At 51.2% G+C, this 15,563-nt stretch carries 21 protein-coding genes; 18 read left to right on the plus strand and 3 right to left on the minus strand.

Annotation, left to right across the window (positions count from 1 at the left end):
• The first annotated feature begins 9 nt into the window (after positions 1-9).
• From ACFPQ4_RS00995 to ACFPQ4_RS01045, 11 genes are all read left to right on the plus strand, one after another.
• Entirely contained in the window at positions 10-360 is a 351-nt protein-coding gene (locus ACFPQ4_RS00995; RefSeq protein WP_378109848.1) for a hypothetical protein, read from the plus strand.
• A 2-nt stretch (positions 361-362) separates the two neighbouring features.
• Positions 363-578: a translation initiation factor IF-1 gene (gene infA, locus ACFPQ4_RS01000; RefSeq protein ID WP_035121186.1), complete on the plus strand. Its 216-nt coding sequence runs from the start codon at positions 363-365 to the stop codon at positions 576-578.
• Positions 579-614: 36 nt separating this feature from the next.
• Positions 615-728 carry a 50S ribosomal protein L36 gene (gene rpmJ, locus ACFPQ4_RS01005; protein WP_003333770.1) on the plus strand — a complete coding sequence of 38 codons (114 nt, stop codon included), beginning with the start codon at positions 615-617 and terminating at the stop codon, positions 726-728.
• 21 nt (positions 729-749) lie between these two features.
• Positions 750-1,118 (plus strand): 30S ribosomal protein S13, encoded by a 369-nt coding sequence (rpsM, locus tag ACFPQ4_RS01010; protein ID WP_378109849.1) that lies wholly within the window; start codon positions 750-752, stop codon positions 1,116-1,118.
• Positions 1,119-1,136: 18 nt separating this feature from the next.
• Positions 1,137-1,535, plus strand: coding sequence for a 30S ribosomal protein S11 (rpsK, locus tag ACFPQ4_RS01015; RefSeq protein ID WP_027087378.1), 399 nt, complete (start codon positions 1,137-1,139; stop codon positions 1,533-1,535).
• 176 nt (positions 1,536-1,711) lie between these two features.
• Entirely contained in the window at positions 1,712-2,656 is a 945-nt protein-coding gene (locus ACFPQ4_RS01020; protein ID WP_378109850.1) for a DNA-directed RNA polymerase subunit alpha, read from the plus strand.
• Between the two features lie 63 nt (positions 2,657-2,719).
• Positions 2,720-3,085, plus strand: coding sequence for a 50S ribosomal protein L17 (gene rplQ, locus ACFPQ4_RS01025; RefSeq protein ID WP_378109851.1), 366 nt, complete (start codon positions 2,720-2,722; stop codon positions 3,083-3,085).
• 82 nt (positions 3,086-3,167) lie between these two features.
• The gene (gene truA / locus ACFPQ4_RS01030; RefSeq protein WP_378109852.1) at positions 3,168-4,022 is read left to right on the plus strand and encodes a tRNA pseudouridine(38-40) synthase TruA; all 855 of its coding nucleotides are present in this window, start codon (positions 3,168-3,170) and stop codon (positions 4,020-4,022) included.
• Positions 4,023-4,262: 240 nt separating this feature from the next.
• A complete protein-coding gene (rplM, locus tag ACFPQ4_RS01035) occupies positions 4,263-4,700 on the plus strand; it encodes a 50S ribosomal protein L13 (protein ID WP_378109854.1) in 438 nt (145 codons plus the stop codon).
• A gap of 21 nt (positions 4,701-4,721) precedes the next feature.
• Positions 4,722-5,114, plus strand: a complete 393-nt coding sequence (gene rpsI, locus ACFPQ4_RS01040; RefSeq protein WP_378109855.1) for a 30S ribosomal protein S9 — start codon at positions 4,722-4,724, stop codon at positions 5,112-5,114.
• 163 nt (positions 5,115-5,277) lie between these two features.
• Positions 5,278-5,970 carry a phosphoadenylyl-sulfate reductase gene (locus ACFPQ4_RS01045; protein WP_378109856.1) on the plus strand — a complete coding sequence of 231 codons (693 nt, stop codon included), beginning with the start codon at positions 5,278-5,280 and terminating at the stop codon, positions 5,968-5,970.
• 23 nt (positions 5,971-5,993) lie between these two features.
• On the opposite strand, the gene ACFPQ4_RS01050 is transcribed toward ACFPQ4_RS01045, so the two are convergent.
• Positions 5,994-7,043: a LacI family DNA-binding transcriptional regulator gene (locus ACFPQ4_RS01050; protein WP_378109858.1), complete on the minus strand. Its 1,050-nt coding sequence runs from the start codon at positions 7,041-7,043 to the stop codon at positions 5,994-5,996.
• 207 nt (positions 7,044-7,250) lie between these two features.
• Here ACFPQ4_RS01050 and cysD point away from each other — a divergent pair, with 207 nt between their 5' ends.
• The 4 genes from cysD (at position 7,251) to ACFPQ4_RS01070 (ending at position 11,795) form a co-directional block, all read left to right on the plus strand.
• Positions 7,251-8,147 (plus strand): sulfate adenylyltransferase subunit CysD, encoded by an 897-nt coding sequence (cysD, locus tag ACFPQ4_RS01055; protein ID WP_378109859.1) that lies wholly within the window; start codon positions 7,251-7,253, stop codon positions 8,145-8,147.
• On the plus strand, positions 8,147-9,751 hold the full coding sequence (locus tag ACFPQ4_RS01060) for a sulfate adenylyltransferase subunit 1 (protein ID WP_378109860.1): 1,605 nt from the start codon (positions 8,147-8,149) through the stop codon (positions 9,749-9,751). Before cysD ends, ACFPQ4_RS01060 begins: the two co-directional genes overlap by 1 nt.
• A gap of 160 nt (positions 9,752-9,911) precedes the next feature.
• Complete coding sequence (cwlD, locus tag ACFPQ4_RS01065) at positions 9,912-10,637, plus strand: N-acetylmuramoyl-L-alanine amidase CwlD (protein ID WP_378109870.1); 726 nt, start codon at positions 9,912-9,914, stop codon at positions 10,635-10,637.
• Positions 10,638-10,673: 36 nt separating this feature from the next.
• A complete protein-coding gene (locus ACFPQ4_RS01070; RefSeq protein ID WP_378109861.1) occupies positions 10,674-11,795 on the plus strand; it encodes a P-loop NTPase in 1,122 nt (373 codons plus the stop codon).
• 85 nt (positions 11,796-11,880) lie between these two features.
• On the opposite strand, the gene gerD is transcribed toward ACFPQ4_RS01070, so the two are convergent.
• Entirely contained in the window at positions 11,881-12,573 is a 693-nt protein-coding gene (gene gerD / locus ACFPQ4_RS01075) for a spore germination lipoprotein GerD (protein WP_378109862.1), read from the minus strand.
• A 135-nt stretch (positions 12,574-12,708) separates the two neighbouring features.
• On the opposite strand from gerD, the gene ACFPQ4_RS01080 reads away from it, so the two are divergent.
• Complete coding sequence (locus ACFPQ4_RS01080; protein WP_378109863.1) at positions 12,709-13,323, plus strand: KinB-signaling pathway activation protein; 615 nt, start codon at positions 12,709-12,711, stop codon at positions 13,321-13,323.
• Here ACFPQ4_RS01080 and pdaB read toward each other — a convergent pair.
• Positions 13,320-14,114 (minus strand): polysaccharide deacetylase family sporulation protein PdaB, encoded by a 795-nt coding sequence (pdaB, locus tag ACFPQ4_RS01085; protein WP_378109864.1) that lies wholly within the window; start codon positions 14,112-14,114, stop codon positions 13,320-13,322. The genes ACFPQ4_RS01080 and pdaB overlap by 4 nt on opposite strands.
• A gap of 125 nt (positions 14,115-14,239) precedes the next feature.
• Between pdaB and ACFPQ4_RS01090 the strand changes: the two genes are divergently transcribed.
• A complete protein-coding gene (locus ACFPQ4_RS01090) occupies positions 14,240-14,851 on the plus strand; it encodes a stage II sporulation protein M (RefSeq protein ID WP_378109865.1) in 612 nt (203 codons plus the stop codon).
• 153 nt (positions 14,852-15,004) lie between these two features.
• Positions 15,005-15,226 (plus strand): hypothetical protein, encoded by a 222-nt coding sequence (locus ACFPQ4_RS01095; protein ID WP_378109866.1) that lies wholly within the window; start codon positions 15,005-15,007, stop codon positions 15,224-15,226.
• Positions 15,227-15,563 lie beyond the last annotated feature (337 nt).

Consider the following 15,563-nt stretch of genomic DNA (forward strand, 5'->3'; position numbering starts at 1 on the left):
GTGAATGCAATGACGCTAAACGTGAAGCTCGTACCCGGAGACATCGTGAAAAGCCGGCGTGGAAGAGACGAAGGAGAGCTCTTAATCGTAATCTCCATAGTCGATGAGCGATTCGCGCTCGTGGCTGACGGCGGCAACCGCCGATTCGATCGGCCCAAACGCAAAAACGTGCTGCATCTCGAACCGATCGGGTTCCGTAGCGAAGAAGTCGCGAATAGCCTTCGCGATACCGGACGCGTGACCAACGCGAAACTCCGGTTCGCTATAGGACAATTCGAACACGTGACGAATGAAGGGCGTACGACGGGCACTGACCCGGAGTTCGTACCTGATGCGCATGCTGACGAGAAAGGAGAATGACGGTGGCCAAAGAGGACGTCATCGAGGTGGAAGGAACGGTCATTGAACCGCTGCCGAATGCGATGTTCAAGGTAGAACTCGAGAACGGACACCAGATCCTGGCGCATGTTTCCGGCAAGCTTCGGATGCATTTCATCCGGATTCTGACAGGAGACAAAGTTGTTATCCAGCTATCGCCCTATGATCTGACGCGGGGCCGTATCACCTACCGCAAATAAGTTCGTCCGGTCTACCACATAAAGGAGGACATTATCATGAAGGTGAGACCTTCGGTCAAGCCGATTTGCGAAAAATGCAAAGTCATTCGCCGCAAAGGCAACGTGATGGTTATCTGCGAAAATCCGAAACACAAACAAAAACAAGGTTAATTATGAGGAGGTGCTCCTAACGTGGCACGTATTGCTGGTGTTGACCTTCCACGCGACAAACGCGTAGAAATCGCCCTGACGTACATCTTCGGAATTGGCAAGTCCACTTCCCAGAAGATAATTGCAACTACAGGGATCAATCCCGACACTCGCGTTCGCGATCTGACAGAAGACGAGCTTGCTCGCCTTCGTGAAACGATCGACAAATCGCAGAAGGTCGAGGGCGACTTGCGTCGCGAAATTGCACTAAACATCAAGCGACTGATCGAGATCGGCTGCTATCGTGGCGTCCGTCATCGCCGCGGCCTCCCGGTTCGCGGACAACGTTCGAAGACGAACGCGCGTACGCGCAAAGGTCCTCGTCGTACAGTAGCGAACAAGAAGAAGTAATAAGGGGGGTTAACAAACATGGCACAAAAAGGCAAGAAAGTCGTTCGTACCAAGCGTCGTGACCGTAAAAATATCGACTCGGGCGTTGCACATATCCGTTCGACGTTCAACAACACGATCGTGACGATTACGGACCCGCACGGTAATGCGGTCTCCTGGGCGAGCTCCGGCAACCTTGGCTTTAAAGGCTCCCGCAAAAGCACGCCGTACGCAGCCCAAATGGCAGCGGAATCTGCAGCGCGCGCTGCGATGGAGCACGGTATGCGTCTCGTTGAAGTCATGGTTAAAGGTCCTGGCGCAGGCCGCGAAGCTGCGATTCGTTCGTTGCAAGCCGCTGGTCTTGAAGTCAGCATGATCAAAGACGTGACTCCGATCCCGCATAACGGATGCCGTCCTCCGAAGCGCCGCCGCGTATAAGCCGCGTTGCTCCTGTGGTATCAAACAAGAACAACTTGAGAATAATGGTTGTAACGGTTAGGCATACTACATGGTTTACCCGATAAAGAGTAAGCCTCATGAATTGAGTGCTGAATCATTGCAATTAGGGTGAGCAATCGGCAACGTCCAGCGACGTTTTGAAGGAGGTAATGGTTGTGATAGTGATCGAAAAGCCGAAAATCGATTCGGTGGAAATTCAAGATGATAAGAGATATGGCAGGTTTGTCGTAGAACCGCTTGAACGCGGTTATGGGATGACCCTGGGCAATTCTCTTCGCCGAATTCTGTTGTCGTCCTTGCCGGGCGCAGCCGTCGTATCGGTACAGATTGATGGCGTGCTTCATGAATTTTCCACGATTCCGGGTGTTATAGAGGATGTGACGGAAATTATCCTCAACCTGAAGCGTTTGTCCCTCAAGATCCACTCCGACGAGGAGAAAGTTCTTGAGATCGACGCGGAAGGCGATGGCGTCGTCACAGCTGGCGATATCCGCGCGGATAGCGACGTGGAGATCCTTAATCCGGATCTGCACATTGCTACGCTTGCGGCAGGCAGCAGACTTCATATGCGTATCTTCGCCAGACAGGGACGTGGTTACGTTCCGGCGGATCGCAATAAGAAGGATGACCAACCGATCGGTGTTATTCCAATCGACTCGATCTACACGCCGATTACGCGCGTGAATTATCAAGTCGAGAATACCCGCGTCGGCCAAGTAACGAACTATGACAAGCTCACACTCGAAGTGTGGACCGACGGAAGCATTCGGCCAGAAGAAGCGGTAAGCTTGGGCGCGAAAATTTTGACGGATCACTTGTCTTTGTTCGTTGGCCTTACGGATGAAGCTAAAGACACGGAAACGATGAAAGAAAAGGAAGAGGACAAAAAAGAGAAAGTGCTCGAGATGACGATCGAAGAGCTAGATCTTTCCGTTCGCTCCTACAACTGCCTCAAACGCGCTGGCATCAATACCGTTCAAGAGCTGATCACGAAAACCGAAGAGGACATGATGAAGGTTCGCAACTTGGGCCGTAAATCCCTCGAGGAAGTTCAAGAGAAGCTCGAAGAACTGGGACTGGGTCTTCGCTTCGAGGAATAGCATCGTTAATGATTGATAGCATCAAGTGATGAGCAATCGTCACGCACAAGGGAGGGAAAACAGATGGCTTATCAAAAACTGAGTCGCGATTCCAGCGCACGGAAAGCACTTTTCCGTGACTTGGTTACCGACCTGTTCCTGTACGAGCGCATCCAAACGACCGAAGCGAAAGCTAAGGAAGTGCGCTCCATTGCCGAGAAGTTAATTACTCTCGCTAAACGCGGTGACCTGCACGCGCGTCGTCAGGTAGCAGCATTCGTGCGTCGTGAAACCCTTACCGGTGATCAAGACGCCATCCAAAAACTGTTCTCCGATTTGGCGCCGCGTTACGCGGAGCGTCCAGGTGGATATACACGCATCTTGAAGCTTGGACCTCGCCGCGGAGATTCCGCTCCGATGGTGTATCTCGAGCTCGTAGATCGCGCGTAAGAACGGAGCAAAGAAGGATGGACCGAATCAAGCATTCGGATCATCCTTTTTTTGTGGGAACAATCGTGAAGGCGGCGAGGAAATGCGCAATATCGGGTTGCTCGTCAGTTATGACGGTACGGATTATTTCGGCTTCCAAAGCCAACCTGGAGGCAATACGGTACAAGACCGGATTGAGGAAGCCATCTTTGCACTGTCGGGAGAACGCGTGAAGCTGGTGGGCTCGGGCCGTACGGACGCTGGCGTTCATGCGAGAGGGCAAGTGGCGAACTTCCTGACCATGTCGAGCATACCGGCAGAACGTTGGGCGCTTGCGCTCAATGTGAGATTGCCGGACGATATCGTCATTCAATCCGCATTTGACGTGCCGGAGAACTTCCATTCCCGAAGGGGAGCCATACGCAAAACTTATCGTTATTCGATTAATTGCAATCGTATACCGGACTTGTTTCGACGTAGATACGAGCTACATCATCCAACGCCGCTGAATATCAATGCGATGCGCAGCGGATTGACGTATTTGATTGGCGAGCACGACTTTTCTTCTTTCACTTCGCCTTTGTCCACGAAGCCGAGTCATATTCGGACGGTGCTAGATGCGAGAATCGAAGTGGAGCCGCCGGTGAATATCGAATTCGGCGTTCCGAATGCTTATCATACCGCTGCTTGGGACGGTGGCAGGTACCCTGGGAAGGAACGCGGGGTGGCTCACATCCATATTACCGGCAACGGATTTCTATATAATATGGTACGGATTATCGCCGGTACGATCATTCAAGTTGGCGAGGGTAAACGTCGTCCGGAAGAGATCGCATCGATCCTTGCAGCTCGGAGTCGAGCGAAGGCTGGACCGACGGCGATGCCGCACGGATTGACGCTCTGGGAAGTCGCGTACGAACCCTTTTCGGATTTTACGGCTAACGAGATATCGGAATAATTATTACTTGCGTATATGCCTAAAATCATGTACAATAAATTTTGTGCTTTCTTCACGGCTACCCACGGCCCCAGTGGAGAACAGTCACGCTATTTTGCTGTGTATGACCAAATCGATTATTCCCTAGATCAGAATGTCGATCATATACATCGAAATCAACTAACAATAACAACGATCAGCATTAGACGGAACTGATGGAACACATACAAGTAGGGCAACATTCCCGAAGGAGGAACTTTCATGCGTATCACTTACATGGCTAAAGCGACCGAAATCGAGCGCAAATGGCTTTTGATCGACGCTGAAGGCAAGACGCTTGGTCGTCTTGCGAGCGAAGCAGCTGCTCTTATCCGCGGCAAGCACAAACCTGAATTTACCCCTCACGTTGACACCGGTGATTTCGTAATCATCATCAACGCCGACAAAATCGTTTTGACGGGTAAGAAACTTCAACAGAAGAAGTACTACACTCACTCTCACTACCCAGGCGGTCTCAAAACGACCACTGCTCAAGAGATGTTGAACAGAAAACCTGCTCGTATCGTAGAACTTGCGGTATACGGCATGCTTCCGCACAACAAGCTTGGACATCAGCTTCAAAGCAAGCTGAAAGTATACGCTGGCGCAGAACATCCACATGCAGCACAACAACCTGAAGTTTACGAACTTCGCGGATAATCGATAAAGGAGGACTTACGAATGGCTCAAGTAACATATATTGGAACGGGTCGCCGGAAGCACTCCGTTGCGCGAGTTCGTCTCGTGCCGGGTGAAGGCCGCATCGTCATCAACAAACGTGAAATCAACGACTACTTCGACCTCGAAACGTTGAAGCTGATCGTTAAACAACCGCTTAACCTGACCGATACGGTCACGAAATACGATATCGTCATTCTTGCTCATGGCGGCGGTACTTCCGGTCAAGCTGGCGCAATTCGTCACGGTATTTCCCGTGCGTTGCTCAAAGCTGATCCTGAACTTCGTCCTGCTTTGAAGAAAGCTGGGTTCTTGACTCGCGATCCGCGTATGAAAGAACGTAAGAAATACGGCTTGAAAGCAGCTCGTCGCGCTCCACAATTCTCCAAACGTTAATCTTACGGTGCCTTTCTTCCTTTGGGAGAAAGGCATTTTTCCATACATGGGCATAGGATGGGTAAGTCACTTCTAGATTTTTATTCTAATTGAACTAACGGGCACGAAGTCGTATAATTAATTCAGATAAACTTACTTGGGTTTATAATGGAGGGCCATTGTTATGAACTTGCTAGAAAAAGAAGCGTTAATCCGTAAGATGGAAGTTGATCTGGAGAATGAAACGCCAGAAGCGATTATTAAATGGGCGGTTGAAACGTTCCCGAATATCACGTTCGCTTGCAGCTTCGGTGCGGAAGATGTCGTACTCGTCGATATGCTACAGAAGGTGAGCCCGAAAACCGACATTTTCTACCTCGATACCGATTTTCACTTTAAGGAAACGTATGAGACGCGCGATAAGCTGATCGAAAGATACGGCATGAAATTCGTAGAGATGAAGCCGCTTATCACGCCAGAAGAGCAGGCCGCACAACACGGCAACGAACTGTGGAAGAGTGATCCGACGGCTTGTTGCAACATTCGTAAGGTCGAGCCGCTCACTCGCGTATTGGGCCGCTACGAAGCGTGGATCACGGGCATTCGCCGCGACCAGGCTCCAACCCGCGCTAACGCGAAGAAGATCGAGTACGACGTGAAATTCGGTTTGATCAAGTTCAACCCAATCGCTTCTTGGACGACCGAAGACGTCTGGAACTATATCCGCGAGAACAACGTTCCTTACAACGAATTACATGATCGCAACTATCCGAGCATCGGTTGCGAGCATTGTACGCGTCAGGTCATGCCGGGGGAAGACCCACGTGCGGGTCGCTGGGCGGATAATGAGAAAACAGAGTGCGGTCTGCACAAATAAGACAGAGCACAGCCTTTCGGCCGTCAGAGTGCCTCGTGGCGCTTTGACGGCCGAATTATATTTGCGACGCTTTCTCGAATAATCAGCTTGTTTGGCAGCAGCACTTTGGCCGGCAGCTTGTGACGCTTCCTAAGACGATCAATTAAGAGCTGAACCGCCCAGTTTCCCATCTCGACAATTGGCATTCCCACAGTCGTCAGCATCGGAGATACATAACCGGACAGCTCGATATTGTCCATGCTAATAATCGACAGCTGCTCAGGCACCTTGATTTTTGCCTCAGAAAATCGTCGCAGCGCGGCTATTGCCGCAATGTCGGTTGCGCAAAATACTGCAGTCGGGAGCGGGGAGGCTTTCGCCAAAAGCTCCTCGGCTCCCTGGTAGCCGCCAGGACCGTTCTGTGGGCAGTTACTCACCCATTTATCGGAGCATTCCAGTCCGTGTTTGCGAGTGATATCGCAGTAGGCCTCATACCTTACCTCGTTTAACGTCTCGCCAATATATCCGATTCGTTTGTGTCCATTGGCAATCAGGTGCATAATCGCAATTTCCGTAGCTTCATACCCGTCGCAAATGACCTGATCACAGTTGGCGGAAATGATATTTCGTCCTACGTAGACCAAATTTTTGTAATGCTTCTCGAGAAAGCTCATGCTGTCGTTACTGAAGCGGCCCAATATGATTGCGCCGTCCGTATGCGATGATTCGATCTGATCGAGCAATGTATCGGTCTCAATATCAAAGAGCGAATAGGAATGACGAACGGCATAACCCAGATCCAGCGCTTGCTGTTCGATGGCACGCGACATCTGCGCAAAGAAAGGATCATCGTCCAATTGTCTGGTGCGCCCCAAGATGCACGAGATGGAAGGAGGGGACGACCTGCGGAGCGTACGTTTGCCAAGCTTGAGCTCTCTGGCATTCTGATCCGGTACATAGCCGATTTCTCTCGCGAACTTCCAAACCCTGTCGCGAACTTCTTTCGTGGCAAAGCTATTGTCAGGAGAATTCAAAATACGCGATACCGTTGAGATGGATACGCCCGCCATAATTGCGATCTGCTTTAAAGTCATCAGACTACCCCCACGTTCCTGCATGTTTACTGGATATGATAGCTGGTTTTAAAGCAAAATAAAAGTAATTTTGCGCAAAGTGAACGCAATTTTGCGAGAAACTCAAGTGAAACGTTTGCGTAATCAATGCTGGTCATCCAAATCGAAAATACATATACTTAGATGAACATTGTGCTGATTCAATTTGGCAATATAGGAGTGATACACATGTCGCTGACACACTTGGATAAGCTTGAGGCTGAGGCGATCTACATTTTCCGGGAGGTTGCCGCCGAATGCGAGCGCCCGGTCATGCTGTATTCGATAGGTAAAGACTCGTCGGTTTTGCTTCATCTCGCGATGAAGGCCTTCTACCCTGAAAAACCGCCATTCCCGCTGCTCCATATCGATACGAGCTGGAAATTCCGCGAAATGATCGCGTTCCGCGACCGCAGAGCGCAGGAGCTTGGCGTTGACCTGATCGTTCATCGGAACGAAGCTGCTATTGCCGAGGGCATCAATCCGTTCGATCACGGATCGGCCTATACGGATATTATGAAGACGCAGGCGCTCAAAGAGGCCCTGACTAAGTATCAGTTCACCGCCGCTTTCGGAGGCGCCAGGCGCGATGAGGAGAAGTCTCGCGCCAAGGAACGTATCTTCTCGTTCCGCAACGAACAGCATACTTGGGATCCTAAGAACCAACGTCCCGAAATGTGGAAGCTTTATAACACCCGCATCAATAAGGGCGAAAGCATGCGCGTATTTCCGATCTCCAACTGGACGGAGAAGGACATTTGGCAATATATCCAACGCGAGAATATAGATATTGTCCCACTATACTTTGCAGCAGAGCGTCCGGTTGTTCATCGCGACGGCAATATTATTATGGTGGACGATAACCGCATGCGGCTGCTGCCGGGAGAGACTCCCGAGATGAAGATGGTACGTTTCCGTACGTTAGGCTGTTATCCTCTCACGGGCGGGATCGAGTCCGAGGCGAATACGCTGGATGAGGTCATCGCAGAGACGCTGTCGGCAACGACTTCCGAACGCACAAGCCGCGTCATTGATAAGGAAGCAGCGGGCAGCATGGAGCGGCGCAAACGGGAGGGGTATTTCTAATGAGTCAACCAGCGAGCAGTCTTCTTAAATTTATAACTTGCGGTAGCGTGGACGACGGTAAGTCAACGCTGATCGGTCATATTCTATACGACTCCAAAATGCTCTATGCCGATCAAGAGCAGGCTCTTCTGCTGGACAGTCAGGTTGGCAGCCGAAACGGAGCTATCGACTATTCGCTGCTGCTTGACGGTCTGATGGCCGAGCGCGAACAAGGAATTACGATTGACGTTGCCTACCGCTACTTCAACACCGCAAGGCGCAGCTTTATCGTTGCCGATACGCCGGGACATGAAGAATACACCCGTAATATGGCCGTTGGCGCAGCCTTTGCCGATTTAGCCATTATATTGATCGACGCCAAACAGGGCGTTCTGGTCCAAACTCGTCGCCACGCCCGTATATGCGCATTGATGGGGATTAAGCATTTTATATTCGCGGTGAACAAAATCGATCTTGTGGGCTACGATAAACAACGTTTCCTGAACATTACGGAAGATATTCAGCAGCTTCGCCAAGAGCTTCGTTTGGACGATACGGTTATCATTCCTGTCTCGGCAACGGAGGGCGACAACGTTACGCGGCGTTCTTCTCATATGGAATGGTATGACGGTCCGACATTGCTGGAGCATCTGGAAACGGTGGATATTTCTACGGATGCCACCGAAAACGGCTTCTACATGCCCGTTCAGCGAGTGAGCCGTCCGGATCACAGCTTCCGCGGCTTCCAAGGACAGATCGAAGCAGGTAAAGTCGAAGTAGGCGAAACGCTGACGATTTTGCCAAGCGGCGAAACGGCGATCGTCAAGTCCGTTCACATCGGAGAGAAGAAGGTTGGCAGCGCCGTAGCAGGGCAGCCCGTAACGATTCAGCTTGATCGCGAGGTCGACGTTTCACGCGGCTGCGTACTGACCAAAGATGCAGGCTTGAAAACGTCGACTACCCTTACGACGACGCTCTTGTGGATGGATGAACAACAGCTCGTTCCGAGCAAGGAATACTGGATTAAACTGGGTACGAAGATGCTGCCGGCTGTAGTGACAGATTTGCACCATAAGGTAGACGTCAATAACGGCAGCTTGCTTGCGACTGCTACCGCGGTCAAAAACGAGCTGGTCAGCTGCGATATCGTAGTATCTGAACCGCTCGTCGTCGATGAGTTTTTGCTGCACAAAACGATGGGCGCACTTATTCTGATTGACCGTGTCACGCATGCAACGGCAGCATGCGGTGTAGTTGTATCCGTAGGCAACGAGAATCAGAATGGCGTGTTTTTGCAGGACGGCGATGTCAAGCAGCAAGTCAATCTATTCGACAGCTTCTGGTATGAGCCCGATGTGAATATGGTGCTGCGACACAAACATCCAGCTGCTACGTACAACAAAGGAGATGCGCTGCCTCTGCAAAGCGATCAATGCGCATATCCTTCCGATTTTGATCTGCAGTCGGATGCAGGCTTCGCTAATATCCGCGGCGGCCTATTTACAGGCTTCGGCCCTCGCGAGCCGCAATTGCCTTTGCTTGATCTAAACGGACTGGAAGCAGGTAACGGCACAACCGGAAACTTTGGCAAATACCGTAATATTCTCGTGCGAAATAAAGGATAGGCCATAGAGACGGATAAACCGAACTATGAACCACTCATAAATATCCGCCTTGTCCCATAAGATGTAGGGAGTTTTCCCGGGACGAGGTGGATATTTTTTGTATAGAGATTATGGTTCGAGGCTGTGGGATAGACTGACGCGCCGGCGGCTTGTCATCTGGATGACGCGCAGAGGCTGGATCAGGATAGGTATAGTTGCTTTGCTAATCGGGGTAACCGGAGCGGCATTCTTGAACGAGATGCCTACTTCCCGTACGTGGAGTCATTGGTCTACGCCGCTTACGGGCAAAGTGATCGCGCTGGATGCCGGGCATGGGGGCGCGGACGGCGGAGCCGTAAGCAGAGGGGGCGAGATCGAAAAAGATCTTAATCTGGCGATCGTGCTTTATTTGCGAGATTACTTGCAGCAGGCCGGTGCGCTTACTTTGCTGACGCGCGAAGGGGATTATGATCTGGCAGGGCCGGAGACGAAGGGGTACGCGCGCAGGAAGACGGAAGATTTGATGCAACGGGTGCAGCAGTTGGGCAAAACAAAGGTCGATCTGACGGTCAGCATACATATGAACAGCATGCCATCTCCGCAATGGACCGGAGCTCAGACGTTCTTTTACCCTTCCAATCCGGAGAACCAAAGGCTGGCGGCGGTCATACAGACCGAAATCCGCGAGGCGCTCGGCAACACGGACCGAATCGCGAAGAAGGCAGAGACGATTTACTTGCTTAAGCAGCTTTCGATGCCGACGGCGTTAGTGGAGGTCGGTTTCCTGTCTAATCCGGAAGAGGCGAACCTGTTGGCTGACGAACAGTATCAGCGGAAGGTAGCGGCCGCGATTTATCGCGGCATTCTCCGGTATAGTTCCGGTGAAACGGTCAAGCCTGTGCTATAATATCGTTATATGCTTACATTTATGGGGGTCGACTCAATGGTCACCAAAGAACAAATCATCGATGGACTACACTATATTATTGATCCGACGTTGAAGCGGAGCATAACGGAGCTCGGTCTCGTTCGCGACATAGTCGTGCGGGAAGAAACGGTATCTCTAACGCTCGTCATGCACCCGGAAAGTACTGGCGAGCATGTTACGGCACCTCTGAACAAGGAAATTCATGAGGCGCTGGCCAAGCTTGGAATCGCGCAGCCTCATATCCGTTATCGCACGATGACGGAGAAGGAGCTTGCGGATATCGCGAGCAAGCAACAGCCGCAAGCGACTGCGGAAGCACAGAAGGCGTCCCAACCGATTAAAGGGCATGGCGCCGGCTTGGAGAAGCTGTCGATCCTGCATCCGGATAGCGGCGTGTCGTTCATCGCCATCGCTAGCGGCAAAGGCGGCGTAGGGAAGTCTACCGTAACGGTCAACCTGGCAGTGGCGCTCGCCAGACAAGGCAAACGCGTCGGACTGATCGATAGCGACATTTACGGCTTCAGCGTGCCCGATATGATGGGCATCGAAGAACGTCCCGATCAAATCGGCGACAAAATCAAGCCCGTCGAGAGATTCGGCGTTAAGGTTATGTCGATGGGCTTCTTCGTCGAGGACAACAGTCCGATCGTCTGGCGCGGACCGATGCTCGGCAAGATGCTCCGCAACTTCTTCTCCGAAGTAGAGTGGGGCGAGTTGGATTATCTACTGCTGGACTTGCCGCCGGGGACGGGCGATATAGCGCTCGACGTGCACCAGATGCTCCCGCAAAGCAAGGAAATCATTGTCACTACGCCTCATGCGACAGCTGCGTTCGTTGCTGCAAGAGCAGGCGCCATGGCGATTCGCACGAACCACGAGATCTTGGGCGTCGTAGAAAACATGGCATACTACGACAACGCGGCGAGCGGCGAACGCGACTACGTCTTCGGACGCGGCGGCGGAGGAAAGCTCGCGGAGACGCTCCATACGGAGCTATTGGCCCAGTTCCCGCTTGGCGCCCCGGATAATCATCCGGCGGAACCGGACTACTCGCCGTCGGTGTACAAGGCGGATTCCGCTATCGGCCGCGCGTATTTAGAGCTCGCTCATGCTGTAATCGCGCGTTGCGGACGTTGATAAGCGCCATAGAAGTGAATAAAGCCTCAGGAAGCCGGGTTAACCGGTTGTCCTGAGGCTTTTCATTACTTGTACGGCTGAAGCCTTATTGGCCTCCGCTATCACCGCCGCCACTATCGCCGCCGCCGCTATCTCCACCTCCGCTATCACTGCTTGACGGACTCGATTGATCGCCGCCTTTTTCTTTTTTGTCCGGTTTAGGGGTAAGCTCTTCCTTGACGACCACTTGTAACAGCTTCATGATTTCTAACTTGAACAACGGATTTTGCATCGCTTCGGTGACCGAAGAATTAACAAGCTTGCGCACGTCCGGCGTTTTCATCGAATCCGTCATGATCTTGAGCATTTCGGGCGTTTTGAACATGTCGACGAGCTCTTTCTGATATCCAGGATCCTTCATAAGGTCTTTATGAATTTGCTTATTATCTTTGCTGACCGCTTTGGCGAATTCCCCGGCGAATTTGGGATCCGTCATAAGCTTCTCGATCACAGTCGAATAAGCTGGCGACGTGAGTACGTCTTTTACCGCGATCCGGACTTGTTCTTGATCCGACGGCGTCATGCTCTTCATTTGCAACGTGCTCTCGCCGTATTGGGCGGTCGAGGCTTTTTCCAACGCTTTCTGCGCCTCTTCGGAACCGAGAATATCGATTACCATCGATTTGACTTCTTTATAGCTGACTTGATTGCCGCCGCTGCTGCCGGATTCAGGACCACAGGCGGCAAGAGCGCTCATCATCGCGAAAACTACGCATAATCGGAGCAACCGAGTTCGCATTCAGGCCGAGACTCCCTTCCATAGGGTTATGGAGGTAGTATGCGACGCCGAGAAGGCGAATATGAGGGGGGTTCATGGCTTTTTCGTCGGATCATGGTAAAATGAAGCTTGACCAAATTGAGGAGGAATCGGGCTTTGAATTTACGCAGATGGATGAAATTATTCGGTACGACGATATTGATCGGCGCATTGATCGCAGCGATTACCGGTATAGGCCTTATGGGTACCGATCAGGAATTTCAAGTGAAGGGCACGGAGAACTGGCTCGTTAATATCGGGCTGATGGCGCTCGGGGGATTGACGTTCGGGGCGTTCTCGCACATGGGCTTTTTCGCTTATTTGATGCTGAACTATATCGCCCGCAGCATTTTCAAGCGGCTATATACATGGATCATGATACAAGGGCTCCTCGCGATTATCGTCATGTTCGAAATCGGATATTGGACGTACGACACGAACTTCCCGAGTTATACGTTCTGGGCAGTACCGCTCTTATTGCTTGGAGCAGCATTGCTCGTCGCATGGCGAAAAGCGCATGAAACATCGTCCGGCGCATGGATTCCAACGGTGTTTTTCCTAGTTGCGATTACGGCGTTGGAATCGGTTCCTGCGTTCCGGACGGGTAGCATGGCTTCGCTGGTGTTTCAGATCATTCCGCTATTTGTGTGCAATGCGTATCAAATCATGAGATTACACCGCATTTTGGATCGTTCGCCGCAAGCGGCCGCGCAAGCGACGAGCGCAAGCTAATCGAGCATCGCAAGCTCGTTCCAGGCCGTTTTGTCTTGGACCGTTTTACCCTGCGTGTCTGTTTGGTCGATCATTTGCGATACCGTTACGAAATCGAAGCCTTTAGCTCTTAATTGATCGATGATAGTAGGTAGTGCCAAGTGCGTTTGTTTGCAGGAATCGCTGGCATGCATCAAGATGATATCCCCGGGATGTGCTTTCGTAATGACGCGCTGTATGATCGTGTTCACGCCCGGGTTTTTCCAATCGAGCGAATCCGTATCCCATTGGATGACTTTGTAGTTCAAAGTTTCGGCAATGCGAAGCACGCGTTTGTCGAAGTCGCCGTTCGGCATGCGGATGAGGTTCGGACTCTTACCCGTCATTTCCTTCAGTATGCCGTCCGCGACGGATATTTGCTTCTGGATTTCGGAATCGCTGTATTGGCTGTAATTGTCGTGTTTATGGCCGTGGCTGCCGATCTCATAGCCTGCGTCCACGATCTTCTTCACGATATCCGGGTGCGTTTTGCTCCACGGCGAAGAGAGGAAGAACGTGACGTTCTTAACGCCCTTGTTTTTCAGAATTTCCAGGATAGGCTCCGCGCGTTCCTCGCCCCAGCTAATGTCGAAAGTAAGGGCAACCACTTTGCGTTCGGTGGGCACGCTGAAGATCGCCGCCGGAGGATGAGGGGCGAACACGCTTAGGTTATCCTTTTCGACCCATATAACTGCTATGGACAGCAGTGCGGTTAAAGCGAGGAACAAGAACCTTTTGATGCGCCGTCCATTAAATACGAAAAAGTAGTTCATGGGGAATGATCGGCTCCTTTCCAGAATAAAATGATGATCGCTCGGTTTCGTTCTTGAGTCGGGCTTGTTTACTACAATGTATGCTTGTTCGATTGAGTTATTCATGGGATCGGGGAGGAAGCGGGATGTTTTCGCGTCAGGGTTTGCTGCAAACGTGGAACGATGTTCGGGGTTATTTCATCTTCGCGTGCATATTGTTCTTTGCCAGTATGTTCGTCGGAGGCTCGTCGGATGCGCCGGTAGATTGGATGAACGGACAACTGCGGGAGATCCAGAAGCTTAGGGAGTCCATAGAAGGAACAGACAATCCTGAGCGCGCTATGTTCTTTCTGATTCTGGGGAAAAATCTGCTTGCGTCGCTTATGGCCATGGGGTTCGGTATCGTAGGCGCGATTATGCCGATTGCCGTGCTGGTGTCTAACGGCATGTTGATAGGTTATTTCATTAGCCTTGTCGCTCACAGCGACAAAAATGTATGGGGTGTCGTGGCTAAAGGGTTGCTGCCGCACGGAATTATCGAGCTTTGCGCGATCTTTTTGGCGTGCGCGTTCGGGGTACGGTTCGGCATTACTTTCATTAGAGGAATTTGGCGATCGCTTACGGGCAAGTCGGAGCCTTGGCAACCGTTCGCGCGTACGGCCAGCGGCGCAATTCCCGGTATAGCTGCAATAGTCATACTGCTAACCGTTGCGGCGATCGTGGAAAGCACGATTACCTATTGGTTGGCTAGCTCGTAATATAAAGTTCGAAGGGGACGCGCGGAACCGACATAAAGGCGGGCAAAAAAGAGCATAACAGTAAAACGATACCGGAAGCGCGTTCTAATTGTTATTAAGCATAGCGCGCGCGCCTCGGTACAAGCCGCTTTTTTACAGGAGGATTCGCGCCCTATGCTTGGAATGATGTTCACGGATAAGGAATGCAAGGAGCTCGACTATTTGCTGCGCAAGGAAATGGACGAGATGTTGCTCGATATGAGCGATCGCAGATTAGACGGACCGGTCAAAGAAGCGATCTCCAAGCGCTATAAGATAATCTTCCGTATGTACGCCCGAATCGCGCCGCCTAGAGAGCTGTCCAGATACGCTACGGGCTTGAGATTACAAAGATAACGATTTAATTTTAAAAAGGTCTGATAAAAGGCTTGACCTCCTGCATCGATATATGATAAATTATCTTTCGCCCCACTAATACGGGGCACACGCACAGCACCGAATACAAGATAATAAAAGAAGTAAGAAATTACCTCTTGCAATCGAGTAACCGGCTGTGATATATTATAAAAGTCGCCGTTAGCGCGGAAGACAAAAAGAAACAAAACAAACTTGCCCTTTGAAAACTGAACATCGAGCGTAATTTACGGTAATAAAACGTCTGAGACGGACTTCGGTTCGAGGAAGACAAACCAGCAATACAGATTGAGCCGAAAGGCTTTTCATTAAAAGTTTT

Source organism: Cohnella yongneupensis, from assembly GCF_042655785.1.
In the GTDB taxonomy this organism is placed as follows: domain Bacteria; phylum Bacillota; class Bacilli; order Paenibacillales; family Paenibacillaceae; genus Cohnella; species Cohnella yongneupensis.

Coding starts and splice junctions, on each gene's coding strand:
- ACFPQ4_RS01045 (WP_378109856.1), top strand. CDS start 5,278: ATGAACTTGCTAGAAAAAGAAGCGTTAATCCGTAAGATGGAAGTTGAT.
- rpsK (WP_027087378.1), top strand. CDS start 1,137: ATGGCACAAAAAGGCAAGAAAGTCGTTCGTACCAAGCGTCGTGACCGT.
- cysD (WP_378109859.1), top strand. CDS start 7,251: ATGTCGCTGACACACTTGGATAAGCTTGAGGCTGAGGCGATCTACATT.
- ACFPQ4_RS01070 (WP_378109861.1), top strand. CDS start 10,674: ATGGTCACCAAAGAACAAATCATCGATGGACTACACTATATTATTGAT.
- ACFPQ4_RS00995 (WP_378109848.1), top strand. CDS start 10: ATGACGCTAAACGTGAAGCTCGTACCCGGAGACATCGTGAAAAGCCGG.
- rpsI (WP_378109855.1), top strand. CDS start 4,722: ATGGCTCAAGTAACATATATTGGAACGGGTCGCCGGAAGCACTCCGTT.
- ACFPQ4_RS01060 (WP_378109860.1), top strand. CDS start 8,147: ATGAGTCAACCAGCGAGCAGTCTTCTTAAATTTATAACTTGCGGTAGC.
- ACFPQ4_RS01050 (WP_378109858.1), bottom strand. CDS start 7,043: ATGACTTTAAAGCAGATCGCAATTATGGCGGGCGTATCCATCTCAACG.
- pdaB (WP_378109864.1), bottom strand. CDS start 14,114: ATGAACTACTTTTTCGTATTTAATGGACGGCGCATCAAAAGGTTCTTG.
- ACFPQ4_RS01095 (WP_378109866.1), top strand. CDS start 15,005: ATGCTTGGAATGATGTTCACGGATAAGGAATGCAAGGAGCTCGACTAT.
- gerD (WP_378109862.1), bottom strand. CDS start 12,573: ATGCGAACTCGGTTGCTCCGATTATGCGTAGTTTTCGCGATGATGAGC.
- rplM (WP_378109854.1), top strand. CDS start 4,263: ATGCGTATCACTTACATGGCTAAAGCGACCGAAATCGAGCGCAAATGG.
- ACFPQ4_RS01090 (WP_378109865.1), top strand. CDS start 14,240: ATGTTTTCGCGTCAGGGTTTGCTGCAAACGTGGAACGATGTTCGGGGT.
- cwlD (WP_378109870.1), top strand. CDS start 9,912: ATGACGCGCAGAGGCTGGATCAGGATAGGTATAGTTGCTTTGCTAATC.
- truA (WP_378109852.1), top strand. CDS start 3,168: ATGCGCAATATCGGGTTGCTCGTCAGTTATGACGGTACGGATTATTTC.
- rplQ (WP_378109851.1), top strand. CDS start 2,720: ATGGCTTATCAAAAACTGAGTCGCGATTCCAGCGCACGGAAAGCACTT.
- rpmJ (WP_003333770.1), top strand. CDS start 615: ATGAAGGTGAGACCTTCGGTCAAGCCGATTTGCGAAAAATGCAAAGTC.